The sequence below is a fragment of the Bacillus sp. SIMBA_074 genome, from assembly GCF_046534555.1.
Classification (GTDB): domain Bacteria; phylum Bacillota; class Bacilli; order Bacillales; family Bacillaceae_G; genus Bacillus_A; species Bacillus_A mycoides.
The window spans coordinates 1-440 of the sequence record NZ_JAWRYM010000124.1 but is presented as its reverse complement, the minus strand read 5'-3'; the positions used below and the strand labels follow the sequence as shown (position 1 = coordinate 440).

Genomic DNA, 440 nt, shown 5'->3' with positions numbered 1-440 from the left:
GGATGAAGAGAGACTGATTGAGGAACTAAAAAAATAAGAGGTGTAGATATGAAGAAACACTCTATTTTGGGGATGATTCTTATACTGCTTCTTGCTGGATGTGCGCCTAGTTTTGAGGATAAGCAAGAGGTAGTTCAAGACTCCAAAGACAAAAAAGAGACGGCAATTATTCCGAAGTATAAAATTTCGGATGAATATTATCAAACGATCCTACCTTTTGAACCATCAAAAGCACGCGGTTTGGTCGTATCTAATTTAAATACCCGATATGATATTGAAGAATTCGAAAATGGATTGATGCGGTTGGCCCAAACCCAATTCGACCCGGAAGATTACCTGTTTCAAGAGGGGCAAATGCTTGATAGTGCAAAGATATCTTCCTGGCTGAACAGAAAATATACCAAAAGTCAGTTGAAAGAAAAGGGTATGGATGCCTCAAA

1 protein-coding gene is annotated in these 440 nt (G+C 38.6%); it reads left to right on the top strand.

Annotated elements, in window-relative coordinates; genetic code table 11:
• Positions 1 to 48: 48 nt before the first annotated feature.
• On the top strand, positions 49 to 440 hold a 392-nt coding region (locus SB773_RS30135; RefSeq protein ID WP_410593858.1), incomplete at its 3' end, for a CamS family sex pheromone protein.